The following is a 23,301-nucleotide window of genomic DNA, read 5'->3' on the forward strand; positions in this document are numbered from 1 at the left end:
CCAAGGCCGTCGCTCCACTCTCCACCAAACGGGCAACTTCAGCATCCACGCATCCCCCAACTTTCAGCTGAACACCGTGAGTACTGAGCAAGTTGCGCTCTGTCAGGATATTCGTGAGCTTCGATCTCCCTGCACTTCAACGGTCACCGGCCTTCAGACTCGCGGTTCTTCCGGGCCGTCGTGGACGCCCCAAGAACGTCCGTCAGGCTGCTCTGGTTGAGGCTCAGGTCCTGGATCAGCTGTCGGCAGAGACCCACCCGCAGCCCGCACCAGCCGACTACCGATCCCGCGGTGGCCGCCCCGCGCACCCGGCGATGGTGCCGGCTGAGGGCGAACGCCGCTCTGCACTCCGAAAGAACGTGTCCCACCACGAAGCTCACGACGTACAGCTGCCGTGACAGGATCTGTGGCCAGAATCCTCCCTAGTAAGGTCGGAACGTGGCTACTCCTCTGTTCCTCGACACAGACCTACATAACCTCCCTATGGAGGCCGTGGAACACGGTGAGGTCTTCACGCGACGCTGGGTGGTCGACCTTGCCCTCGATCTCCTCGGTTACACCGCGGACAAGGACCTCACCGAGGTGAGGCTTGTCGAGCCCGCCTGTGGTGCTGGTGCGTTCCTGGTCGCGATCGCTTCGAGGATCAGTTCGTCCTGCCGCGCGCACAACCGCCCCATCACGGATTCACTCTCCGCAGTTCGCGCCCTGGACCTGTTGGACCGCAACGTGCTGCGGAGCCGCGCGACTGTCGAGGCGCAGCTGTTGGCTGAGGGATGGCCGGCAGGGGAGTCGAGGAAGGTGGCTGCAGCCTGGGTCGAGCAAGGTGACTACCTACTGCAAGCCGACGCTGGCCATCGAGCTGACTACGTAGTCGGCAACCCTCCATACATCCGCCTCGAAGACGTTCCCGATGCCCGGATGACTGCATACCGTCAAGCCTGTACCACAATGGGTGGCCGAGCAGATATCTACGTCGGCTTCTACGAAGTAGCGCTACAGAGCCTCACTCCAGAGGGACGGCTCGGCTTCATCTGTGCGGACCGCTGGATGCGGAACCAGTACGGTCGTCGCCTCCGGCAGATGGTGCGCAGCCGCTTCAGCATGGACGTGACGCTTGTCATGCATGACGTAGACGCCTTCGAGGATCAGGTTTCGGCCTATCCGGCCATCACGATCATCTCCAACCAGGCTCAAGGCCGCGCAGTGGCAGCAGACACCACCCGGGAGTTCCGCAGCGCGCAGGCCCGAGACTTTGTGTCCTGGTGCGCACAGGACTCCTCGGAGTCGATCACCACAACGGCATTCCAAGCAGCCCGCATGCCTAACTGGTTCCCGGATGAGGATTCCTGGCCAGCCGCCTCCCCCGCCAGACTGGCGGTACTCGAGGAACTCACAGAACGCTTCCGGCTGCTGGAAGACGACAAGACAGGCACTCGGGTCGGCATCGGCATTGCCACCGGCGCCGACAAGGTCTTCCTCACGGAAGACAAGGGGCTCGTCGAGAGCGATCGACTCCTCCCCATGGCCATGGTCCGCGATACGACCAGCGGTGCCCTCGACTGGCACGGCACATATCTGGTCAACCCATGGGCAGCCGAGGGCCGCCTCGTCGATCTTGCCGTGTATCCCCGCCTCGCCTCGTACTTCGAGGAACATGGAACCGCGCTGCGGAAGCGCTACATCGCGACCAAACAGCCTGATCGCTGGTACAAGACGATCGACAAGGTCGATCACTGCCTGATTGGTCGGCCGAAGCTGCTGTTGCCGGACATGAAGCTGACGATCCATCCGGTCCTCGATGAGGGCGGACTGTACCCTCACCACAACCTGTACTTCATCGTCTCGGACGCCTGGGACATGCGCGTTCTCGGCGGTCTGTTGCTGTCGAAAGTTGCCGAGGCTTTCGTAGAGGCTTACGCGGTCAAGATGCGAGGGGGAACGATCCGCTTCCAGGCGCAGTACCTCCGCAAGATCCGCGTGCCCGATCCGCAGGCGATCAGCGAGAGCGACCAGGTCGCACTCAGGGAAGCCTTCGACAAACGCGATGTGCAGGTTGCCACGGAAGCAGCTCTACGTGTCTATGGGCTCGCCGAACTGCCCGACTAGAAAGGAACGGATCTTGACGGTCACCCGCCAAGACTTCGAGGACGCCATAGCTGCGTACTGGGATGCCAAAAACACTCAGCGTGAGCTCTCCGTCATCAAGGACGCCGTGGGGGCGGGAACGGCTGGCTCAGTGCGAGGAGGTAAGCATTTCGACCATATTGTTGCGCTGCTCGCCAAGTTCTTCCTCGACGCCGGCTACGCACCGGAGGACATTCGGGTAAACAAGCAGCAGGGGCTGGAGCTTCCTGGGTACTACCGACCCCAAAAGCAGTGGGATCTCGTAGTAACCCGCGGCAACACCTTGGTTGCCGCCTTCGAGCTCAAAGCCCTGGGTGGGCCTTCATTCGGAAACAACTACAACAACCGGGTGGAGGAAGCACTTGGCAGCGCCGTGGACCTGCGCCGTGCTGCACTCGCCGATGCCTTCCCTGGCGAGAAGCCGTGGCTCGGGTATTTTTTCATAATGGAAGATCACCCCAAGTCTCGCAGTCCAGTATCGGTCCGGAAAGGCCCCTTTCCAGTCGAGCGGATCTGGCTAGGGAAGTCCTACCAAGATAGGTTCGCCATTTTCTGCGAGCGCCTAATGGATGAGGGGCTTTACGACTCTGTCTGCTACATCACGTCCACGAAGGATGAAACGAAGCCAAGCGAGCTTGTCACAAGCCTGGACTGGCGCCACTTCTCAGCGGCGATTAACGCTCGCATCAGGTACCTAGAGGATCTAGGACTACCTGGCCCTGATCAAGGAAAGCTGCCGATGTAACAGCATCGCGGCGCCACTAGATTTGGCGCCGCGATACGCTTCCGTCAGCATGCCGGAAACCAACAGTCCGATTCGACGAGTGCTGACCTCAGCCGCTCGGAGCATCACTGAGTGCACCGAGGAGTACTTGCAGCTCGCGCGGACCTCCACCGCAGACCGCCTCCGCTGATTTGATCAGCCCTATTAGGCCCTCCAGGGAGGAATCGCTGCGAACATGCTCCACTATTCCAACCCAGTAGCCAATCGATTCTGGGGCACCTGCGACATAAATCTCTTCGGGCAGCTTCGCGCTGTGCAAGAACTCGTAAGCCTTGGTCTTTACGGGAAAAAGGGACAAAAGCGCAGCAGATATTGCCAACTCTATTATATTCAGCCAAACTGTACTGTCGAGCTCTGAGGCAGCCGTCACTGTTTCAGAGTCAACCTGCGGGCTACCCCTGCGATGCAGAAGCGCCCATGAACCGTCCCCGTCATGAGGCCCCCGCGCTCCCGGTGGTACGACCCCGGGCGTTGCCTCAAATGGCTGCTCTTCACCGCCCCCCACAACGGAATCTTCCCGGGCAGCAGAAACCCACAACTCGTGGAACCGAGGAACCTCTTCTTCCGGGTTCCGGCCAGCCAGGCTGGCAAGTTGGTGTGCTAGCTGGTCAACGAGTTCCGACGTGGGCAGGTCCGGCCTACGGAAGGCGGCATGGATGGTGCTCTTGGAATAGGTGGCTGGCGGTTCCGCCATCTGCGGACAACTTGGCCACCCAGCCAGCAAGTGCAGCTCGTGTAGAGCTTCGTTAAGTTCCCTGAGAGCGCCCGGGGGGAGCCCCGGCTTCTGCAAGGCCCTCGCCACGACATACCCCCGACCGTCCGGCACCGTCCAGAAACGTCCAGCAATACTCGCACGATGTCCAAACATGTGCGCGGGCGCCCCGATGTGTCGAAAAGCGGCCTCACACATCCTGACCCGTCAGGGAGGGGCGACTGTAGGTACAGGGCGCCCAGCCAAGGGTGCACGACCCGGAGGACCTCGAAAGCATGCCGAAGAAATCCACTTCCGAGAAGGCCACCTTCAAGCGGTTGATCCGTACCGCGCTGTTCGCATCCGTCCGTGGGGCGGCGTACACCGCAGGCGCTGTCATGGTGACGGCGACCGTCTGGTGGCTGCAGAGTCTGTAGTCACCTAATCAGTTGACAACGGATGTTGAGGTCTGTCCCGCTGGGCAACGGACGCTCACGGCGAGCATCACGAGGGATCACTGCCATTCACTACATGGCGTGACGACGATCTACACACGGACGATCGCATCCTCTCCCCGCGCACAGAGGAACCCGCTGCCAGCGCCTGGTAGCAGGCCCTTACCATCAGCGAGCCGCCGGCCATCAGTCAGATGTTCGGCGACTCGCCGTTCTGGTGACCGTACGTCAGACCATTCGAGTCTTCGACAGATGCGTCGAAACCGCCACGCCCAACGAATCTCCGCAAGTCACAAGCGGCCCGGAACGACCAGCCCTTGTCGTCGAGTCCTGCCGGGGGCACTCTCGCCGCACCGCGGCCGGGCCCTCCCACCGGGAGGGCCTTTTTTCAGGTCTGGGGAACGTAGCGAGAACGACGTAGTGACGGCGTAAGGACCCCGGGCGGCCCTGAACCGGGAGGCGCGGGATCTGCGGACATCGACCGCACGCCGCGAGCCGGGCGCGGCCCGCGTCGGCGAGGAAGCCCCACTCCGCCCCACCGCCGGCAGCCGCGCCCGCGTAACCAACAGGCCGAACCTGAAGGCGGCTTCAGGGTGCTTCAGGTCAGCTTCAGGATGCCTCCGGCAGGGTGGAACCCATCGGCACACACCGTGCCGGAAGGCCTACGAGCAGGAACCATCGTGCAGCGCCACGTCAGCACGGGGAATGAGCCATTCCAGCCCTCCTGGCGGCCCGCTCACGCTGAGTGCACTTAAGGTCACAGCACGGATTCGACTGATCGACAGGAGAAGTCATGAGCAGCGCAACGGCGACGTGTTCGCAGACGGAGTCCGGCGAACTGTGGAACAGCGGGGGGCTGCTCGAACTGCGCCCCGTGGCACTCGACCCCAAGGTGATAGCGGAGCTCGCCGAGGTCAGGGTGCCGATCCCCCGATCCGTCCTCATCGGCTGGGTGGAGGTGCCTCCCGGGGACCCTCGCGGGGCGACCAATCACACGCTCTACCTCACCCCTGGCGGCTACCTCTACCGGGTCACGGCCTACATCGACGGCCGTCCCGCCAAGAGCGCGAACTCCAACTGAGCCCGCTTTCAAGGGCGCCCGGTCAGTCCCCGGTGTCGTCCAGGTGTTCCGCGATACGGAGCAGGGCGGGCAGTGCCGCCCGGACCGTGTCGCGGTCCGCGTCGCCCAGGGCGGCGAGAGCGGCACCCAGGCGGCGTTCATGGGCCTGGGCCCATGCGGTGAGCTGGGCGCGGCCCGCGTCGGTGAGAACGACGACGGAGGCCCGCCGGTCGGCTGAGTCGACATCGCGGGTCACCAGACCCGCCGTGATCATCTGCCCGATCAGGCCCGATACCGTGCTGGCCGCCAGATGCTGGCGGGTGGCCAGGTCGCTGATGCGGGCCGGGGAGTGTTCCGCGAGGACCTGGAGCAGTTCGACCTGGGCCATGGGCAGGGTCTCCCACGGGTAGTCGGTGCGGATCGACGCCCGCAAGGAACGGCGCAGGCGCGTGACGGCCTCGGTGAGCAGTCGCGCGTCGGACGTGTGGTCCTTCGGCGGCTTACGGGTCCCGGATCGGGGCTGGGGCGGCATACGCGAACTTTACTGACCTCCAGCACGGAGGCCACAGGGTCGGGGGTCACTCGCTCAGGGGCACAGGGGCACAGGGGCGCGGGCTCGTGGGTCACAGGAGCCACAGGGGTCGCAGGCTCGTGGGCCGCACGAGCCGCAGGAGCCGCAGGGGTCACAGGCGAAAGGTTCGGGGTCCGATGTAATCTCGTTCGGGTTCCTCCGGCCCCGGTCGGCAACCTCACGTCGAGAGCGGTCCCGCCGATGAACCTGGCGTACATTCCGAGCCCTTCCCAGGGTGTCTGGCATCTCGGGCCCTTCCCGATCCGGGCGTACGCGCTGTGCATCATCGCCGGGATCTTCGCCGGGGTGTGGCTGACCGGCCGCCGCTGGGCGGCCCGCGGCGGCAACCGCGACCACATCGCCGACATCGCGCTGTGGGCAGTGCCGTTCGGTGTACTGGGCGGGCGGCTCTACCACGTCATCACCGACCCCGAGCTGTACTTCGCCGCCGGCAAGCAGCCCATCCGGGCGCTGTACATCTGGGACGGCGGGCTCGGCATCCCCGGCGCCGTCGCCCTCGGCGCTGTGGGCGCGTGGCTGGGGTGCAGGCGCCGGGGCATCAGGCTGGCGGACTTCGCGGATGCCGCAGCTCCCGGCCTGGTGCTGGCCCAGGCGATCGGCCGGTGGGGGAACTACTTCAACCAGGAGCTCTTCGGCGGTCCCACGCATCTGCCCTGGGCCCTGCTGATCGATCCCGCGCACCGGCCCGCGGACAGCCCGACCGTCGCTCTCTACCACCCGACTTTTCTCTACGAGTCCCTGTGGGATCTCGGCGTGATGGCCCTGCTCCTCTGGCTCGACCGGCGCTACCGGCCGCGCAGGGGACGGCTGTTCGCGTGCTATGTGCTGGCGTACACCGCCGGGCGGTCCTGGATCGAAGCCCTGCGGATCGACCACGCCAACCACTTTCTGGGCCTGCGGCTGAACGACTGGGTGTCGGCTGCGCTGTTCGCCGGGGCGCTGGTCTACCTCATCGCCACCCGCCGTCCCGCCGACGTCGGTACCGACACCGACACCGACACCGATACCGACGCCGGTACTGACGTCAGTACGGACACCACTTCCGGCTCCGGCTCCGGCTCCAGCTCCGGCTCCGGCTCAGCTGCCGGGCCCGGCTCCGCCGGCGACGGCCCGCAGGGCGCTTCTCCTCCCGACCGTGACCCGACGGACAAGTGACGCGCACACCACCAGCCGTACCCACACCTACGTACGCGACCGAGCTCCCGCCCGAGCCCCCGCCCGGGGCCCCGAACGCGCCGCGTACACCGCCACCAGCGCCGCCATGAGCAGGACGAGTACGGCCCAGCGCGGGCCGTCCGGCACCCCGTGCGGCGGGGCGAGATGCAGGGCCAGGGTCACCAGCGCGACACCCAGGGCCGTGCCCAGGCCGCGGGCCATGTTGACCAGTCCGCCGCCGGTACCCGACGAACGCGCCGGGATCGCCCCCATGATCAGCGTGTTGTTGGCCGGGGTGAAGATACCCAGGCCCAGTCCGAGCACCGCGAGGAGCAGCACCAGCGGCCCGGGAGTCAGCGGAGCCAGGACCATCGCCACCAGAGCGGCCACGCAGATCAGCGCGCCCAGGACACAGCGGCCCCGGTCGCCCAGCGCCGCGGGCAGAGCCCTGTCGGCAGCCGTAGCGGCCACTGCGAAGCCGACCGGCAGCGCGGTCAGCACAAGACCCGCCGTCAGCTCCGACGAGCCGCCGCCCGTGAGCACGATCGGGACCAGCACCAGGGGCCCGAAGAGCACCAGATAGCCGCAGAGCGCGCCGATCAGCCCGGACGACACCGCCCGCACCCGCAGCAGCGCCAGATCGAGCAGCGGCACGGCGGCCACCCGCTGCCGCACCGCGAACGCCCAGCCGGCCCCGGCGGCCAGGACGAACAGCCCGGCGACACCCCAGCCGGGTACCGGCAGTCCGGACGCGGCCGAGACCCCGAGCAGCCCGCTGGTCGTCGCCACGACCAGCAGCGCCAGGCCCGCCCAGTCGAAGCCGTCCGACTGCTGCCTGCTGCGCGTCCTCGGCAGCAGATAGTGGCCGGCGACCAGCGCGACCAGCCCGATCGGCACGTTGATGCCGAAGACCCAGCGCCAGCCGAGCGTCGCCACCAGGGCGCCCCCGACCGTCGGCCCCAGCGCGAGGCCGAGTGCCTGGGCGGCAGCCTGCACGCCCAGCGCGGTCCGCATCCGCTCCCGCGGCGCGCTGGTGGCCACCAGCGCCACGCTGTTGGCCTGCATCATCGCCGCACCCGCCGCCTGCACCACCCGGAAGGCCACCAGCGTCGCCAGTGACGGTGCGAGACCGCAGGCCGCCGAGGCCGCGGTGAAGACCACGAAGCCGTAGAGATAGAACAGTTTGCGCCCGTACGCGTCCGACAGCCGGCCGATCGGAACCAGCAGGGCCACCAGCGTGAGCAGGTACGCGAGGGACACCCACTCGACGGCCGCCAGCGACGCGTGGAACTCCGTACGCACACTGCCGTACGTCAACGTCACGATGCTGGCATCCAGCTGCCCCATGAAGGCCCCGAAGCACACCGTGCTCACCGCGAGCCACCAGGCGCCGGGCCGCAGCCGGATCCGCTCCGGCCGGGGACGTTCCCGCAGGAGGACGTCCCTCCACGAAAGGTGCCGTTCGCCGGAAAGCGCCATGCGCCTGCTCACGTCTCCTCCACTCGCACGCCGGGTGCCGGGGCCGCGTCCCCGCGAGCACGACGGCAGGAGCCGTCGACGGGGTTCGTCCCACAGGAGAAGATTACATCGGATACCGAAATACTTTGTCGCCGATGCGTTCGCCGGTGCATCGCCGACGCGTCGCCGATACGCGTGAGCCCCGGGACACGGGGCGTCGCCCGCCGTCCCGGGGCCGGAGCCACGGTCACCGCCACCGCTGTCTGCGGCCATCCGTTACGGGCGGCTCACCTGCACGTCCTTCTCCCGCTCCCCGCGCACCCGCCGCCCCGCCAGCAGCAGATAGGCCGCCCCCGAGACCACGATCGGCAGGAACCAGGAGAGGTCGGCGCCGCCCAGCCGGCCGCTCAGCCAGCTGTGCAGAAGGGGCGAGTTGATGGTGAGCAGACCGGTGGCCATACCGCAGGCGAGTGCGATCAAGCCCTGGACGTTGACACCGCCGACACCCCAGTAGCGGCTGCTGCGGTCGCTGGTGTGGATGTCGTGGTGGTCGTAGTGCCAGCGGCGCAGGATGCCGTCCACGATCCAGACGGCGGCGAACGGACCGGCCCAGACGTTGACGAGGGAGAGGAACTCGTTCAGCGCGGTCTCGAAGTCGTACACGAAGAGGATCAGCAGCACCGCCGCGAGGGCCAGGGTGGCGTCCAGAGCCGTGGCGAGCCAGCGCTTGAGCGGGATGCCGATGGCCTGGATGGCCAGGCCCGACGAGTAGAACACCGAGGCGTTGTTGGAGATCGAGCCCAGGAAGCAGGCGGCGATGTAGAGGACGTACAGCCAGCCGGGCACCAGCGGCTGGACGCCCGCCACCGGGTCGGTGAGGTCCGTACGGGTCGCGACCAGGACGCCCGCGATGCCCAGGTAGACGGCCATTCCGGCGCCGCCGCCCAGCACCCGCGGGAAGACCTTGCGGACCGGGGTGTCCGAGGGCAGGTAGCGGGCGTAGTCCGGCGAGACCACCAGGTACGACAGCGAACCGGACGCGATCAGCGCGGCGGCGGAGACGATCAGCGCGAGCCAGTGGCCGCCCGACGCGGGGTGCGGCGGCTGCCAGTTCCAGTTCACCCCGCCGATGGTGTAGCAGAGCAGCAGCGCGAAGACCACGGCCACCGCCACGGCGAAGTACGGCTGGACCTTCACCAGCAGCCGGTGCCCGGTGACCGCGATGACGATGGCCACACCCAGCACGAGCAGGGTCGCCAGGACCTTGCCGGGCGCGCCGGAGTGGTGCCAGCCGAGCCGGTCGAAGAGGGCGAGTACGGCGAAGACCCCGAGGAGGCCGTTGACCGTCTTGAAGCCCAGGGACATGGCCCAGGTGAACAGCGCGTTGATGCGGTTCCCGAACACGCCGAACGGCGCCCGGCTCAGCGTGAGCGCGGGCAGTCCGGCGCGCGGGCCTGCGATCGAGCTGTAGGCGACGAGGCCGAACAGCGCGTTGCCCACCACCACCGCGACCAGGGCCTGGACGAGGGAGAGGCCGAGGGCGATGGCGCCCGCGCCGAGCACGAAGAAGAACTGGTAGGAGTTGATCCCGGCCCAGAAGAAGCCCAGTTGGCGCGGGGTCATATAGCGCTCGGACTCGGGGATGAAGTCGTAGCCGTGCTGTTCGACCGCGCCCGCTGCGGGGCCGCCTCCGGCGCGTTCGGCCGTGCCGGTCCCCGGCCGGTCCGGCTGTGCGGTGGTGCTCATCGGTGGTGCTCCTTCACGGTGGCGGCCGCCGGTGCGGACGGGCGCGGTGTGCCGTAATCGGTGAACAGCCTGGGTTCAGTGGGCTTCGGATCGGCGGACGTACGGATGTCCGGCAGGTCAGACCGGTCGGACCGGTCGGACCGGTCAGGCGGTTGCGGACCAGACCTGGCGGGCGCCGATCCAGGTCTCGTCGACGCCCGCTGTGGCGAGCTGGGCGAGGTCGTCGGTCGCGTACGGGTCGGCGGCCGTGATGACGAAGTCGGCGAACGCTCCGGCCCGCAGGCTGCCCACCTCGTTCTCGCGGTGCAGCGCCCGCGCTCCGCCGAGCGTGTGCGCGCGGATGCCGTCCGCGACGGCGAGCCGCATCTCCGGGGTGCCGAGCCGGGTGCCGAGCACGGTCTCCCGGCTCGCGGCGGCGGCGACCGCCTCGAACGGCCGGGGCGGCGCGACGGGCGCGTCCGAGCTGAACGCGAACTCCGTGCCCGCCGACTGGAGCAGGCCCGCCGGGTTGTAGCGGTGGCCCATCTCGCCGATCGCGGTGAGCGTGCCGTCGCCGGTACGGAGGTGGTGCTGGGGCTGGAGCACGCCGTGCACACCCAGCTCCCGCATCCGGGCGATCTCGGCGTCGGTGGGCAGCCCGCAGTGCTCGACACGGTGCCGGGCGTCCGCGCGGGGCGTGTCGGCGAGCGCCTTCTCGACGGCGTCCAGGACCATGCCGATGGCGTACGGGGACTGGGCGTGGGTCGCCGTCTGGAAGCCGGCCCGGTGGGCGCGCAGCACCAGGTCCGCGTACTCGGCGGGGTCGTGGTAGAGCTGCCCGTGGTTGCAGCAGTCGGCCGCGTAGCCCTCGGGGAAGTACGCGGTCCAGCCGCCCAGCGTGCCGTCCGCGTAGAGCTTGACGCCCTGGATCCGCAGCTGGTCGTCGCCGAGCTCGCTGCCGAGACCGAGGTCGAGGGCGGTGTCGAGCAGCGCCGATGTCAGATAGACGGAGGTGCGCATCCGCAGGTCGCCTGCGTCGCGGGCGCGCAGATACGTGGAGAGTTCGCGGCGGGACGCCTGGGCGTCGCCGATGGTGGTGACGCCGGCGGCGAGGAAGGTCTGCTGGGCGCGGAGCAGATGGCCGCGCATGACGTCGGCCGGGTCGTCGAGGTGGAAGTTCGGGCCGTGGTTGGTGATCTTCACACCGTCGGGTCCCGTCAGCAGATCGCAGGCGCCGTCCCACAGCTCGCCGTTGGGCTCACCGGATGCCGTACGGCCGATGCGGCCGCCGAGCGGGTCGGGGGTGCCTGCGGTGATGCCGTACTTGCGCAGGGTGTAGGTGTTCACGACACCGCCGTGGCCGGACGCGTTCATCACGTAGACCTCGCGGTCGGTGGCGACCCGGTCGAGATCCTGGCAGGTGGGGTGGCGGCCCTCGGCCAGCCTGCGGTGCTCGTAGCCGAAGCCGCGCAGGGCGGCGTCCGGCCGGAGCCCTTCCGCGTGCCGGCGGAGCGCGGCGACCAGCCCGTCGATGTCCGCGACGGTCTCGGGCCGTACGTCGGCCCAGGCGAGGTTCTGTCCGTACATCACCGGGTGGCAGTGCGCGTCGACGAAACCGGGCATCAGTTGGCGTCCACCGAGGTCCAGCCGCTCGTCCACGCGGCCGTCCAGTGCGGCCCTGCACTCCTCGGCCGTGCCCGCGTGCACGATGCGCTCACCGCGCACCGCGAGGGCCTCGGCGCGGCCCGCCGGGGTGAGGGTGTGGACGGTGCCGCCGGTGACGAGAAGGGTGCGGTCCGAGTGTGCTGCGGGCGTGGTGGCCATGTGGGTGCTCCGGTAGTACGGGGAGGGGCGTGCGCGGTCTCCCGGTGGGCGGGCGCTGCTGCCGGGGTCGGGCGTCGGCGTCTGCGGTTCGCAGGCGCCGGGCGACCCAGCGCCACGGGAAGCGAATCGACGCCTGAGACAAGCGTCTGCGAGCGATCCGCTGACTGCGACAGTACGACGCAAGCGAAAGATTATCCAGAGGGGTGAATGAAGAACTTTTCACTTGTGATGGAGAGCGTGTACGAGCGAACCGCGTGCGGCCGGGTCGGGGCGCAGGGGAAACGTCGGGAAGGAAGAGGAAGGAAGAGGGGAGAGAGATGAGAGGCGGTGGAGAAAGAAGCAGAAGAAGCAGAAGAAGGGGAAGAAGGGGAAGAAGGGGAAGAAGGAGAGGGGCCGCGGTCAGCTCGTCGTCAGCGAGTCGTAGCGCTCCTTGACGAGCTCCAGATGGAGCCAGCTCTCCAGACCGTGCACACCGTCCAGCGCACGCAGTTTCTCCAGCGAGGCCAGCACGTCGGCGAGCGTCTCGCCGCCCACCGTGCCGATGACGTCCGCGCGGCCCACGCACTCCGCCGCGAACTGCACCTGCTCGGTTGCCAGCAGACCGCCCACCCCCGCCGCGCCGTGCACATCACCGGAGCGGCGCATCGAGAAACCCGCGAGGTGGCCCATGCCGAGGGTTCCCGGGCGCACCAGGGCCGCGACCCGGAAGACGCCCGCATCCAGCAGGCGCAGCGAGCGGGCCCGCGCGGCGGCGGCCGACATGGCGATCCGGTCGGCCAACTCGGCGTAGGACATGCGCCCGTCGGTCTGGAGCGCCCGCAGGATCGCGTGATCCGTCTCGTCGAGGCTCACCACGTCGGGCGAAGTCACCGGCAGATAGGGGTCCTTGAGCACGCGCGTGTACGGGGTCGTGTCGACGCCCCGTACGCCGGGCAGCCGCGCGACGCCCGCCACCAGGGCGCTCAGCGCGTCGAAATCAGATGTCCGCAGCTCCGCGATGACCGGGCGCCGGCCTGCGGTCAGCGTCACGAAGACCGCTTCGGAGAGCCCGGCCACGGTCCGCGCGACGGGGTCGGCGGGCCCGACGACATCGATGGCCACATGGGCACTGACCGTGCGCCCGAGCACCGCGGGGTGGATGACACCGACGATCCGCAGGATCCCGTCCTCGGTCAGCCGCAGCGCCCGTGCCCGGGCGGCTGCGCGGGAGAGGCCGACGCGTGCGGCGAGCGTCTCGTAGGACGTGCGGCCGTCCTCCTGGAGGAGGTGGACGAGCGCGAGGTCGGTGGAGTCGAGGTTCATCGGACAGCCAGTCTGCCACGCGCACCGGAACCGCCGCCCGCGTGTTCATCGCGGCAGCCCGTCGGCGGCTCCCGCGCACCGTACTGTGCGCATGGTGATTGAGACGATCGTGTTCGACGTCGGCGAGACCCTCACCCGGGACGACCGGTACTGGCGTTCCTGGGCGGACTGGCTCGGAATCCCCTCCCACACCGTGTCCGCGCTCGTCGGCGCGGTCACCGCCCAAGGACGTGACAACACCGACGCCCTGCGGCTGCTCAAACCCGGCATGGACATCGCCGAGGCGTACCGGGCACGGGAGGTCGCGGGCCGTGGCGAACACCTCGACGAGAGCGACCTCTACCCCGACGTACGCCCCGCTCTCTCGGCGCTGCGCGGGCTCGGCTTCCGGGTCGTCGTCGCCGGTAACCAGACAGTGAAGGCGGGTGAGTTGCTGCGTGGTCTCGATCTGCCCGCCGATCTCGTCGTCACATCGGACGAGTGGGGCGTCGGCAAGCCCGACCCGGCCTTCTTCGAGCGGGTCATCGCGGCGTCGGGCGCCGCTCCGGACGCCACCGTGTACGTGGGCGACCATCCGCAGAACGACATCTTTCCCGCCCGTGCGGCCGGACTGCGCACCGCGCATCTGCGGCGCGGACCGTGGGGCCACATGTGGGCCGACGACCCCGAAGTCGTCGCTGCGGCGGACTGGCGGGTCAACAGCCTGACCCGGCTCGCGGCGGCCCTCGCCGAGTGACACCGCGGCGGGCACTTACTGACGGGCCCGGCCGTTGTCCCTACCGTAAAGAGTGATCAAAATGGTCACGTGGTGAACGAGGAGACGGCTGATGGCCCTGTGGGACCGCTTGAAGGACTCTGCGAAGACGATGCAGACGCAGCTCGACGCGAAGAAGAACGACCTCAAGAGCGGCGGATTCCGGGATGCCAGCATGGCCATGTGCGCGCTGGTCGCCGCGGCCGACGGCTCGATCGACCCCGCGGAGCGCCAGCGCGTCGCCTCGCTGATCGCCACCAATGACGTCCTGCAGAACTTCACTGCGGACGACCTGCAGACGCGCTTCAACGACTACTGCCAGAAGCTCACCGCCGACTTCGACTTCGGCAAGGTCAGCGTCCTGCAGACCATCGGCAAGGTCAGCAAGAAGCCCACCGAGGCACGCGCCGTCATCCAGATCGGCATCGTGATCGGCGGCGCCGACGGAAACTTCGACAAGTCCGAGCAGGCCGTGGTCCGCGAGGCGTGCTTCGCGCTGGGGATCGCCCCTACGGAGTTCGACCTGTAAGGCGGCAGCGCCCGCACCGCGCGGTACCGACGCCCGCGCGGTCCGCCGCACAGCGCCGCTTCGCCGCCGCGCTGTGCGGCCTTCCGGACCGCCCCCGGCTACGCCTCCACCGCCGCCAGCCGCCACAGCGGCGGGGTGTGCCGTGCCGGGGTCGCCGTACTGAGGTGGCGGCGCAGCGCCGTCAGTTGGGCCGGCGACAGGGCGAGCTCCTCCGCGATGCGGCGCGTGGTGACATAGGCGATGCCGCTGTCCGCGGTCCGGCGTTCCCACTCGGCGAAGCGCTCGGGCAGGGGTCGCGGAAGGGGTCGTGGCAGGGGTCGTGGCTCACCGGGCGCGGTGCCGCCCCCGGATGACTCGCCCGCCTCCTGGGCCAGTTGGGCCGCGCGGGCGCGTTCCCTGGCGATCTCGGAGAAGCCGCAGACCCGTTCGCTCGCCCGCTCCGCGTCCGCGAGACTCGCGCTCTCCGCCAACGCCCTGGCCAGCGGATTGATTTCGAGAGCCCGTGCCAGGGTGAGCCGGTAGACGTGGGGGCTGGCGTCGCCGAGTGTGACGGGGTGCGGGGCGTCCCGGGTGCCGCAGACCCCGCGTATCCCCCGGGCGGCTGCGACCAGCAGCGCGCCTGCCTCCGACGGGTGCCAGTCGAACACGGCCTGGACGGACAGCGTGTCCGCGTGGGTCAGGGTGTGCAGCGGGTCGCCGAGCAGCGGCAGCAGGGCGGCCTCGGGCACCTCGGAGTCGAGACCGGGGCCCGCGACATGCACCGAGGTGGGGATCCCGGTGCGTGCGCAGGCGGCGAGGACCAGCGCGTCCCCGAGCGGGCTGCGCAGGGTGGGCTCGGTGCCGTCGGCCAGGATGTCGCCGCCGACATCGACGACGTCGACATGCCCGGCCTCGCAGTACGCGGCGGCCTCCTCGATCTGCCGCGCGAGCCCCGACGCCCCCGCGTAGGGATCGAGCAGACCGAGCGCGGGCCGCAGGTCGGCCGAGAGGCGGGGCAGGAGTGATCCGGCCGGCGGCCGGGGTGCGGAACGGGGGGTGACCAGCCGCAGGGTGGGGCCGGCCGTGACGGTTCCGGTGAAGTCGGACGGCCGGCGCGGCCCCGGCACCGGGTCGACCACCAGCCGCTCCCAGGCGTACGTCAGAACGAGTGCGGGCTCGTCGGGCCCGTGCAGAGCGGCGTGCACCATCGCCGTCGCGATGGCGTCGCCGCCACCGCCGGCCGCTATGAGTAGTCGCTTCATGGACGCCATGGTTATCGCAGTGGGGCCGGAGTTTCAGCCCAACTCCCCTTCCCGGAGAGCCCGCAGGCGCTTCCATCCCAGAGGCACGGAATCTCGGCAAGTCACAGAAGCCTCCAAATTTGGCAAAGGGAAAGCCAAAGAGTTCGGCATTTCAGCCCATGCCATCCGTGACGCTGAGTCGATCATGCTGACACGTGGCGCGACTGTCTGTGGGACCCGATCGACCCCGGAAGGAAGCATCACGGAAGTGACATCCTCTGTACCGGTCCACATCTCCCGTTCCGTTCCCGACGAACCGACCACGCCGTACAAGCAGTACGTGTACGCCTACCCGCATCAGAAGGCCTACCGGCTCGGGACCGAGCGGCCGCTCCTCACCGATTTATGGGCCGGGGAGCGCCTCGACTCGCTCTCCCTCTACGTCCACATCCCCTTCTGCGAAATGCGCTGCGGCTTCTGCAATCTCTTCACCCGCACCGGCGCACCCGAGGAGGTCACCCGCGACTTCCTCGGCACCCTGGAACGGCAGGCACGCGTCACCCGTGAGGCCCTGGAGGCCAACGGTGCACCCGGGTTCACCCTCGCGGCATTCGGCGGCGGCACCCCGACGTACCTCACCGCGGACGAGCTGGTGCAGCTCTGCGACATCTGCGAGAACGTGATGGGCGCGGACCTCAGGGCGGTGCCGTGGTCGGTCGAGACCTCGCCGGCCACCGCCACAGCCGACCGCATCGCGGTCCTCGCGGAGCGCGGCGCCACCCGGCTGAGCATCGGCGTGCAGAGCTTCATCGACGAGGAGGCGCGGGCAGCCGTACGGCCGCAGAAGCGGTCGGAGGTGGAAGCGGCGCTGGGACGGCTGAAGGAGGCCGCTTTCCCCATCCTCAACATCGACCTCATCTACGGCATCGACGGCCAGACGGAACAGAGCTTCAAGGTGTCGTTGGACGCGGCGCTGAGCTGGGAACCCGAGGAGATCTACCTCTACCCGCTGTACGTCCGCCCGTTGACCGGCCTCATGGCCCGGCACGACAAGAGCGGCGAGCTCTGGGACGAACAGCGGCTGCGGCTCTACCGGTACGGGAGGGAGTATCTGCTCGCCGCCGGCTACCGGCAGACGTCCATGCGGGTCTTCAGCCGTATCGGCACCGCGGCCGTCGACAGCGCGGACGACAGCAACATCAGTGAGTACAACCAGCAGGCCGGGATGGTCGGACTGGGTGTCGGCGCACGGTCGTTCACGACCGATCTGCACTACACGACGGACTACGCGGTCGCCGTGCCGGAGGTCAGGCGCATCATTGACGACTACATAGCGACGCCGACCGAGGAATTCCGGCGCGCGCAGTGGTCGTTCCGCATGGACGACGACGAGCGGCGCCGCATGCTCATCCTGCACATGCTGCTGGAGGCCGACGGGATGAACGTCGAGCGCTACCGGTCGCAGTTCGGCACCCTTCCGCAGGAAGACTTCCCCGCCCAGTTCGCCCTGGTCACCGAGCGGGGCTGGCTCACCCGGGACGGCGGAGTGCTGCGGCTGACCCCGGAGGGGATGGCCTGGGCGGACGCGATCGGCCCGCTGTTCTTCTCCCCCCGGGTGAACGACGCCATGTCGTCCTACCAGGACCGCTGAGCCGTATCCGGCGGTCCCTCTGTCCGGCTACGTCTCCTCGCGCGCTCCCGTCCGGGCGGCGCGGGAGGCGTGGCCCTCTTCGCGCCCCGTACGGGAGGCGTGGCTCTCGCCGTGTTCCCCGGCGTCCCCCGGGAGACCTGCCGCGACCGCCTCGTCCCGGTCACCGGCCGGACGGCCGCTGCGGCGGGCCGGGGCGGAGACCAGGACCAGTCCGCCCAGCAGGAGCACCGCGCCCGCCATCCCGGACCTGCTCAGCCGCTCGCCGAGCAGCGCGATCCCCAGCACCGTGGCGACCAGCGGTTCGGCCAGGCTGAGCGTGCCGGTCGTGGCCCCGCTGATCCGGACCACGCCCCTGGTGAACAGCAGATAGCCCAGGGCGGTCGTGGCGAGCGCCAGCCAGCCGACCAGGATCAGCGTCCGCGGTTCGGCAAGCCCGTCCGGGTGGGCGAAGACCCAGGGCGAGACCAGGATTCCCGCGCACAGCACACTCGCCGGGGCAGCGGCGGTGGTGTCCGCGCCCCGGTCGCCGAGCCGTTTGGTCGCCGAGATGTAGACCCCGAAGCTGGCTCCGGCGATCAGCCCGAGCAGCACGCCGCCCGTACTGTCGGCCGGGCCGCCGCCGCCCGGCCCGCCACCGGCCGGTACGAGCAGCAGCGCGATGCCGCTGATCGCGCAGACGGTGCCGCAGGCCCACCGCCCGCTCAGCCGCTCACCGTTCAGGACCCGCCCGCAGATCCCCGTCACGACCGGGACCGTACCGAAGGTCACGGCGGTCGCCAGGGCGGCGCCGCTGCGGTCCACCGCCTCCAGGAAGCACGCCTGGAAGGCGGCGGTGACCAGGACGCTCACCAGCATCCACCAACGGGCCTGCCGGTGCCACAGCGTCCGGACTCCCGCCCACCGCGCGGTGAACAGCCCCAGGACGAAACCCCCGACGAGCATCCGGCAGGCGCCGATCGCCACCGGCGACGCGCTGGTTCCGGCCAGGATCTCGGCGGGGCCGACCGTGCCCCAGAGGAAAGCGGCAGCCAGTACCGGCGGCACTCCGCCGTCGCGCACCGCACGCCCGAGCTTGCCCGCTGTGCTTGTCACGCACTCTCATTCCGCAGAGCCGGGCAGGGTCCGTGGCACAGCACATATCGCACAGCACACATTGCACTCAGCACGCCTCGGCGGCACACCCGACGTTTCCTGGCCCCGACGCTAGGGGGTTCCCGCGCTCCGGCCCCATAGGGAGAACCCACCAACTCGGCACCCGGCGGGCGCTCTCCTTCCGGCGCTTCGCACAATCGCGCGCCATGGGGCCCCGCACGGCTGCCGCCGGACCGCCGCCCGGCCGCCTCCGCTACGACACGATGTCCTTCCGGGCGAACCCCCTGAAGGCCAGCGCGAAGAGCACGAGCGCGTACGCCACCGAGACGGCCGCGCCCTTGACCATGCCGCCCCATTCGAGCTGGGGCTGGAGTGCGTCCGCCCAGGCGAACTGCCAGTGCGCGGGCAGGAAGTCGCGCCAGGAGCCGAGCGCGGTCACCGCGTCCAGGACGTTCCCGACGATCGTCAGACCGACCGCGCCGCCGACCGCACCCAGCGGCGCGTCCGTCCTGGTGGAGAGCCAGAACGCGAGTGCTGCCGTGACCAGTTGGGACACCGAGATGAACGCCACCACGAGCACGAGCCGCGGCACCGTGTCCCCCGCTGCGAGCGAGCCCCCGGTGGGCAGCTCCAGCGGCCCCCAGCCGTACGCGACCGTGCCCACCGCGAGCGCCACCACCGGCAGCACCACCATCGCCGCCAGGCTGAAGACCAGGGCCACCGCGAGCTTGCTCCACAGCAGCCGGGCGCGCGGCACCGGCGCGGCGAGCAGATAGCGCAGCGAGGACCAGCCGGCCTCCGATGCCACCGTGTCGCCGCAGAACAGCGCGACCGGCACCACCAGCAGGAAGCCCGCCGACACGAACAGGCAGGTCGCCGAGAAGTTCGCACCGGAGGCCGTCGCGGTGTCGAGGAGCGTCGGCCCGTTCCGGCCGCTGCCGCTGGGGGCGCCGCCGACCGCGAACGCCGCGACCAGGACGAACGGCAGCGCGACGAGCACCGCGCCCATCGCCAGCGTGCGCCGCCGCCTGAACTGCCGTTTCGCCTCGACCAGCAGCGGCAGCGTGTGCCGTGCGCGGTATCCGGGCGCGGTGGCTGTCGCGGAGTCGCGTGGGGCGGGGCCCGGTCGGGGGTCCGGGAGGGCGGTCGTGCTCATGCGGGTTGGCCTCCGATCAGGGTGAGGAACGCGTCCTCCAGGCGGCGGTGCGCTCCCACGCCGGTCAACGGCACGTCCAGGCGCAGCAGTTCCGAGATGAGGGCGGCCGGGGTGGCGCCGTCCAGCCGTACGAGCAGTCCGTCGTCGGTCCGTACGGCGGACCCGATGCCGGGCAGTGCGGCCACCTTTCCGGCCAGCGCCTCGGTGATCTCATCGGCGGCGGTGACGAGGAGGGTGTCCCCGCTGCCGGTGATCTCGGCGACGGGTCCGGCCTGTATGAGCTGTCCGTGGTCCATGACGACCAGATGCGTGCAGGACTGCTCAACCTCCGCCAGCAGATGGCTGGAGACGATCACGGTCCGGCCCTCGGCCGCGTACCGGATCATCACGTCCCGCATCTCGCGGATCTGCGGCGGGTCGAGTCCGTTCGTCGGCTCGTCCAGGATCAGCAGGTCGGGCAGGCCGAGCATGGCCTGGGCGATGGCGAGCCGCTGCCGCATCCCCTGCGAGTACGTACGGACCGCGCGGTCCAGTGCGTCGCCCAGCCCGGCGATCTCCAGCGCCTCGGCGACGTGCGAGTCCTCGGTGGGGCGGCCGGTGGCCTGCCAGTACAGATCGAGGTTGGCCCGCCCGGAGAGGTGCGGCAGGAACCCGGCCCCCTCGACGAAGGCGCCGACCCGCGAGAGGACGGGCGCACCCGGCCGGATGGCGTGGCCGAACACCCGGATCTCGCCGCCGTCCGGTGTGATGAGTCCCATCAGCATCCGCAGGGTGGTGGTCTTGCCCGCGCCGTTGGGCCCGAGCAGACCGAGCACCTGGCCCTTTCCGACCTCGAAGGACAGGTCGCGGACCGCGTACCGGTCGGCGGACCTGGCGTACTTCTTGGTCAGCCCGGTGATCCGCAGCGGCAGCTGCGCCAGCTCCGGGTCGGGTGCGGGGACGGACCTGGCCCGCCGCGGCACCAGCAGCACGGCCGCGATCAGCGCGCCCAGCGCGGGAAGTCCCCACACCCACCAGGGGAATCCGGCACTCGCGGTGCGCAGCGCCAGCACGGTGGGGACGGTCAGTGGTCCGGCCTGCGCGACGGTGTACGTGGCGGGGGACGCCGGGGACGCGTAGCCGAGGTCGGTCGAGGCGAGGACCAGCCGCAGCCGGTGTCCGGCCTCGACCTTGTGGTCGATGGCCGGCAGGGTCAGCTCGACCGTCCGGCCCGCCTTCGCCCCGGTGATCCGGACCGGGGCGACGAGCTGGTGCGGCAGCAGCTGCTGCTTGCCGTCCGGCGGCACGTCGTACACCTTGGCGAAGAGCACCGCGTCCGGTGAGGACGACGTGACCCTGATCCTGGCCCTCGGTGCGCCGGTGATGGTGAGTGCGGTGGTCAGCGGTGCGGAGTCGAAGCGCGCGTACTGGCCGGGCAGGTCCAGCGAGAGCCCCACCCCGAGCCCGGAGAGCTGGGAGAGCGCGGCGACGCCCGGTACGGCGGAGATCGAGGGCGGGGCGCCGCCCGCCGGATTCTCCACGGTCTGCTCGCGGCCGGTGAGCGCGAGCGGGTGCCCACCGCTCTCCAGGCCGGGATAGCGGCTGCTGCTCGCACCCCTCAACTGGGCGGCGCCATCGGTCGAATCGACCCCGCCGGTCCGGGTGACGCGGAAGGCAGGGCCGGTGTCGGCGCCCTTGTCGTCCTTGAGATAGCGGTCGAACCAGGAGGCGATCCGCCCGTTGATCCGGCCGCTCTCCCCGTCTCCGCCGTCGTGTCCGCCGGCGATCCAGTCGACCGAGACGGGCGCGCCGTTGGCCTTGATCCGCTTCGCCGCGGCATCGGCCTGGCCCAGCGGGAAGAGGGAGTCCGTCTGGCCCTGGACGATCAGCGAGGGCACCTTGATCCGGCCGCCCACCGCGGACGGGCTCCGCTCGTCGAGCATCTTGCGGGCGGCGGCGTCCGGCTTGCCGCTCTCGGCGACCCGGTCGTACATCGCGCAGAGCTGCTTCTCGAAACGGGCGCAGCCACCACCGGAGTTGATGAAGATCCCGGCCCAGAGCTTCTTGAACACCCCGTCGGGGAAGAGCGAGTCGGCCAGGTTCCAGTAGGTGATCTGCGGCGCGATGGCGTCGACGCGGTGGTCGTACCCGGCGGCGAGCAGCGAGATCGCACCGCCGTACGAGGCGCCCGTGACGCCGACGCGCGGGTCACCGGGCTTGTCCAGCTGGACTTCCGGGCGGGTCGCCAGCCAGTCGATCAGCCGTGACACGTCCTTGACCTCATGGCCGGGGTCGTTGAGCCCGATGTCACCGGTCGACTTCCCGAAGCCCCGTGCCGACCAGGTCAGCACCGCGAACCCGTCCCGGGCCAACTGCTGCGCCTGGGACTTCACCTCGTCCTTGCTGCCGCCGAAGCCGTGCCCGAGCAGCACGGCGGGCCGCCGCCCGGAGCCGCCCGCCGTGAAGTACGACGTGTCGATACGCACCCCGTCCACCGCCATCAGCCGGTCCTCACGGTGCACCGGCGCGGGCCCGTCGGACGCGACGGCCGTCCACGTACCGGCCCCGGCGAGGACGGCGAGCGCGGCGGCCGCGCAGGCGAGCACCCGGCCACGGGGTTTGCGTAGCTTCATGCCTGAACCCTAAGCGCCTGCTCGGACAGCGCGGCGGGCCACGGGGTGGAACTGCCGGGTGTACCGGCGGAGTAGCCGGCCGGGGGTCCGTACCGCGGCGGGAGTAGCCGGGCGCGGGCCGGATCGCGAACCGGGGCGTCCCTTAACGGTGCGGCGTTCAGCCCCTCAGACCCGCCGGGGTGACGAGGAACGCCGGCGCGCCCGTGGTGAGGGGTGCGGTGGCCCGGCACCAGGCGAGAACCCGGGCCGCCGACATGCCGGGCACGAGCGCGGCCAGTTCGGCGATCCGGCGCCGCAGCGCGACCTCGTCCGTCGCTCCGTCGATGGCCCAGTCGACCGCGTCGAAGTCCGGGTCGCCGAAGGTCGGGCGGGGATCGATGGCGACGAGCCGGTACCCCGGGCCGACCAGGACGTTGCCCGGGTGCAGATCGCCGTGCACCAGCCCGTCGGCCGGGCCGGTTCCCGCGAGACCGAGCGCGGCGGCGCGCCCGTGCGCCAGTACCTCCGGGTCGTGGGTGCCGCGCCGGGCGGCCATGTCGTACATGAACGTGATCCGTTCACCGAGCGGCGGGAGCAGTGGTGTACGGGTACGCGGCGCCGTACGCAGGTCCGCCAGGAGCCGGGCGACGTCCGCGGTCCGCCAGCCGCTCTCCCGTACGCGGGTGCCCGGTTCGACCCCGGCCAGCAGCAGCGCCCCGACGCGGAGATCGCTGTCGAGCAGCCGGACGACGGACGGGGTGGCGGACCAGGCGCTCAGCGCCTCGGCCTCCTGGGTGGCGACGACCGGATCGGGCGTCAGCTTCAGCCACACAGCGGCGGCCACCCCCTCGTGATCCCCGTCGCGCCGGCAGCGGTACACCCGGGAGGTGCCACCGCCGCCGGCCTCGCCGACGTCGAGACCCCACCGGCGGGCGAGGCCGTCCACGAGCGTGGGGAGCGCGTCGTGCCAGGGACCGGCCATGGGGCCGAAGCGCGCGATCAGACGGGCCCGGTTGCCGGGGTGCTGCCCTGGTCCCGCTGCCGCCATCTCGCTCCCCCGACGTCTGCCGTCCGCCCTGTGTCACGCGGTCGGTCACGTCAACGTACCTGGTTGGCCCGGGCGCCCACCTCCCGATTA

Annotated in this window: 18 protein-coding genes; 8 read left to right on the forward strand and 10 right to left on the reverse strand. The window is 70.0% G+C overall.

Going from position 1 to position 23,301, the window contains the following annotated elements; all coding sequences use genetic code 11:
- Positions 1-438: 438 nt before the first annotated feature.
- From OHB13_RS11525 to OHB13_RS11540, 4 genes are all read left to right on the forward strand, one after another.
- Positions 439-2,106 (forward strand): Eco57I restriction-modification methylase domain-containing protein, encoded by a 1,668-nt coding sequence (locus OHB13_RS11525; protein ID WP_328376992.1) that lies wholly within the window; start codon positions 439-441, stop codon positions 2,104-2,106.
- Between the two features lie 13 nt (positions 2,107-2,119).
- Positions 2,120-2,869, forward strand: a complete 750-nt coding sequence (locus OHB13_RS11530) for a PaeR7I family type II restriction endonuclease (RefSeq protein WP_328376993.1) — start codon at positions 2,120-2,122, stop codon at positions 2,867-2,869.
- A 1,026-nt stretch (positions 2,870-3,895) separates the two neighbouring features.
- Positions 3,896-4,036 carry a hypothetical protein gene (locus OHB13_RS11535; protein WP_328376994.1) on the forward strand — a complete coding sequence of 47 codons (141 nt, stop codon included), beginning with the start codon at positions 3,896-3,898 and terminating at the stop codon, positions 4,034-4,036.
- 811 nt (positions 4,037-4,847) lie between these two features.
- The gene (locus tag OHB13_RS11540; protein ID WP_328376995.1) at positions 4,848-5,135 is read left to right on the forward strand and encodes a hypothetical protein; all 288 of its coding nucleotides are present in this window, start codon (positions 4,848-4,850) and stop codon (positions 5,133-5,135) included.
- Positions 5,136-5,157: 22 nt separating this feature from the next.
- Here OHB13_RS11540 and OHB13_RS11545 read toward each other — a convergent pair whose 3' ends face one another.
- The gene (locus OHB13_RS11545) at positions 5,158-5,646 is read right to left on the reverse strand and encodes a MarR family winged helix-turn-helix transcriptional regulator (protein WP_266856932.1); all 489 of its coding nucleotides are present in this window, start codon (positions 5,644-5,646) and stop codon (positions 5,158-5,160) included.
- 240 nt (positions 5,647-5,886) lie between these two features.
- Between OHB13_RS11545 and lgt the strand changes: the two genes are divergently transcribed.
- On the forward strand, positions 5,887-6,861 hold the full coding sequence (lgt, locus tag OHB13_RS11550) for a prolipoprotein diacylglyceryl transferase (protein ID WP_328376996.1): 975 nt from the start codon (positions 5,887-5,889) through the stop codon (positions 6,859-6,861).
- Positions 6,862-6,888: 27 nt separating this feature from the next.
- Here lgt and OHB13_RS11555 read toward each other — a convergent pair whose 3' ends face one another.
- From OHB13_RS11555 to OHB13_RS11570, 4 genes are all read right to left on the reverse strand, one after another.
- Positions 6,889-8,340: an MFS transporter gene (locus tag OHB13_RS11555; protein ID WP_328380271.1), complete on the reverse strand. Its 1,452-nt coding sequence runs from the start codon at positions 8,338-8,340 to the stop codon at positions 6,889-6,891.
- A 255-nt stretch (positions 8,341-8,595) separates the two neighbouring features.
- A complete protein-coding gene (locus OHB13_RS11560; protein WP_266856928.1) occupies positions 8,596-10,065 on the reverse strand; it encodes a purine-cytosine permease family protein in 1,470 nt (489 codons plus the stop codon).
- 144 nt (positions 10,066-10,209) lie between these two features.
- On the reverse strand, positions 10,210-11,868 hold the full coding sequence (locus tag OHB13_RS11565) for an amidohydrolase (protein WP_328376997.1): 1,659 nt from the start codon (positions 11,866-11,868) through the stop codon (positions 10,210-10,212).
- Positions 11,869-12,267: 399 nt separating this feature from the next.
- Positions 12,268-13,170, reverse strand: coding sequence for an Lrp/AsnC family transcriptional regulator (locus OHB13_RS11570; RefSeq protein WP_328376998.1), 903 nt, complete (start codon positions 13,168-13,170; stop codon positions 12,268-12,270).
- Positions 13,171-13,261: 91 nt separating this feature from the next.
- Between OHB13_RS11570 and OHB13_RS11575 the strand changes: the two genes are divergently transcribed.
- Both OHB13_RS11575 and OHB13_RS11580 read left to right on the forward strand, forming a co-directional pair.
- A complete protein-coding gene (locus OHB13_RS11575) occupies positions 13,262-13,906 on the forward strand; it encodes an HAD family hydrolase (RefSeq protein ID WP_401599862.1) in 645 nt (214 codons plus the stop codon).
- Positions 13,907-13,997: 91 nt separating this feature from the next.
- Positions 13,998-14,453, forward strand: a complete 456-nt coding sequence (locus OHB13_RS11580) for a tellurite resistance TerB family protein (protein ID WP_266856923.1) — start codon at positions 13,998-14,000, stop codon at positions 14,451-14,453.
- Positions 14,454-14,551: 98 nt separating this feature from the next.
- Here OHB13_RS11580 and OHB13_RS11585 read toward each other — a convergent pair whose 3' ends face one another.
- A complete protein-coding gene (locus tag OHB13_RS11585) occupies positions 14,552-15,694 on the reverse strand; it encodes a DUF1152 domain-containing protein (RefSeq protein WP_328376999.1) in 1,143 nt (380 codons plus the stop codon).
- 247 nt (positions 15,695-15,941) lie between these two features.
- On the opposite strand from OHB13_RS11585, the gene OHB13_RS11590 reads away from it, so the two are divergent.
- On the forward strand, positions 15,942-17,324 hold the full coding sequence (locus OHB13_RS11590) for an STM4012 family radical SAM protein (protein ID WP_266856919.1): 1,383 nt from the start codon (positions 15,942-15,944) through the stop codon (positions 17,322-17,324).
- 27 nt (positions 17,325-17,351) lie between these two features.
- Here OHB13_RS11590 and OHB13_RS11595 read toward each other — a convergent pair whose 3' ends face one another.
- From OHB13_RS11595 to OHB13_RS11610, 4 genes are all read right to left on the reverse strand, one after another.
- On the reverse strand, positions 17,352-18,416 hold the full coding sequence (locus OHB13_RS11595; RefSeq protein WP_328377000.1) for a DMT family transporter: 1,065 nt from the start codon (positions 18,414-18,416) through the stop codon (positions 17,352-17,354).
- 253 nt (positions 18,417-18,669) lie between these two features.
- The gene (locus OHB13_RS11600; protein WP_328377001.1) at positions 18,670-19,572 is read right to left on the reverse strand and encodes an ABC transporter permease; all 903 of its coding nucleotides are present in this window, start codon (positions 19,570-19,572) and stop codon (positions 18,670-18,672) included.
- Positions 19,569-22,184, reverse strand: coding sequence for an alpha/beta fold hydrolase (locus OHB13_RS11605; protein ID WP_328377002.1), 2,616 nt, complete (start codon positions 22,182-22,184; stop codon positions 19,569-19,571). Before OHB13_RS11605 ends, OHB13_RS11600 begins: the two co-directional genes overlap by 4 nt.
- Before the next feature lie 157 nt (positions 22,185-22,341).
- A complete protein-coding gene (locus OHB13_RS11610; protein ID WP_328377003.1) occupies positions 22,342-23,211 on the reverse strand; it encodes an aminoglycoside phosphotransferase family protein in 870 nt (289 codons plus the stop codon).
- Between the last annotated feature and the right edge of the window lie 90 nt (positions 23,212-23,301).

Source organism: Streptomyces sp. NBC_00440 (assembly GCF_036014215.1).
Classification (GTDB): domain Bacteria; phylum Actinomycetota; class Actinomycetes; order Streptomycetales; family Streptomycetaceae; genus Streptomyces.

Bases quoted from the DNA above. Each gene is read 5' to 3' on its own strand.
- OHB13_RS11535 (WP_328376994.1), top strand. From the start codon at position 3,896: ATGCCGAAGAAATCCACTTCCGAGAAGGCCACCTTCAAGCGGTTGATC.
- OHB13_RS11540 (WP_328376995.1), top strand. From the start codon at position 4,848: ATGAGCAGCGCAACGGCGACGTGTTCGCAGACGGAGTCCGGCGAACTG.
- OHB13_RS11545 (WP_266856932.1), bottom strand. From the start codon at position 5,646: ATGCCGCCCCAGCCCCGATCCGGGACCCGTAAGCCGCCGAAGGACCAC.
- lgt (WP_328376996.1), top strand. From the start codon at position 5,887: ATGAACCTGGCGTACATTCCGAGCCCTTCCCAGGGTGTCTGGCATCTC.
- OHB13_RS11555 (WP_328380271.1), bottom strand. From the start codon at position 8,340: ATGGCGCTTTCCGGCGAACGGCACCTTTCGTGGAGGGACGTCCTCCTG.
- OHB13_RS11560 (WP_266856928.1), bottom strand. From the start codon at position 10,065: ATGAGCACCACCGCACAGCCGGACCGGCCGGGGACCGGCACGGCCGAA.
- OHB13_RS11565 (WP_328376997.1), bottom strand. From the start codon at position 11,868: ATGGCCACCACGCCCGCAGCACACTCGGACCGCACCCTTCTCGTCACC.
- OHB13_RS11570 (WP_328376998.1), bottom strand. From the start codon at position 13,170: ATGAACCTCGACTCCACCGACCTCGCGCTCGTCCACCTCCTCCAGGAG.
- OHB13_RS11575 (WP_401599862.1), top strand. From the start codon at position 13,262: ATGGTGATTGAGACGATCGTGTTCGACGTCGGCGAGACCCTCACCCGG.
- OHB13_RS11580 (WP_266856923.1), top strand. From the start codon at position 13,998: ATGGCCCTGTGGGACCGCTTGAAGGACTCTGCGAAGACGATGCAGACG.
- OHB13_RS11585 (WP_328376999.1), bottom strand. From the start codon at position 15,694: ATGAAGCGACTACTCATAGCGGCCGGCGGTGGCGGCGACGCCATCGCG.
- OHB13_RS11600 (WP_328377001.1), bottom strand. From the start codon at position 19,572: ATGAGCACGACCGCCCTCCCGGACCCCCGACCGGGCCCCGCCCCACGC.
- OHB13_RS11605 (WP_328377002.1), bottom strand. From the start codon at position 22,184: ATGAAGCTACGCAAACCCCGTGGCCGGGTGCTCGCCTGCGCGGCCGCC.
- OHB13_RS11610 (WP_328377003.1), bottom strand. From the start codon at position 23,211: ATGGCGGCAGCGGGACCAGGGCAGCACCCCGGCAACCGGGCCCGTCTG.